The sequence below is a fragment of the Stenotrophomonas sp. SrG genome (assembly GCF_050031795.1).
Classification (GTDB): domain Bacteria; phylum Pseudomonadota; class Gammaproteobacteria; order Xanthomonadales; family Xanthomonadaceae; genus Stenotrophomonas; species Stenotrophomonas rhizophila_A.
The window spans coordinates 1-237 of sequence record NZ_JBNBBE010001239.1 but is presented as its reverse complement, the minus strand read 5'-3'; the positions used below and the strand labels follow the sequence as shown (position 1 = coordinate 237).

At 63.3% G+C, this 237-nt stretch carries 1 pseudogene; it reads left to right on the top strand.

Annotated elements, in window-relative coordinates:
- Nucleotides 1-175: pseudogene (locus ACQG3P_RS23395) on the top strand (class I tRNA ligase family protein); the annotation flags it as partial.
- Nucleotides 176-237 lie beyond the last annotated feature (62 nt).

Below are 237 nucleotides of genomic sequence, written 5' to 3'. Positions count from 1 at the left end.
GATCAAGGCGGCGTACACCGGCTACAACATGGCCGAAATCGTGCAGCTGCTGCTGAACTTCTGCAGCGAGGACCTCGGTTCGCTGTACCTGGACGTCACCAAGGACCGGCTGTACACCATGCCGACCGACTCGCGCGGCCGCCGTACGGCGCAGAGCGCGATGTACCACATCGCCTAAGCGTTCACCCGCTGGATCGCGCCTATCCTGACCTTCACCGCCGATGAGCTGTGGGGCTA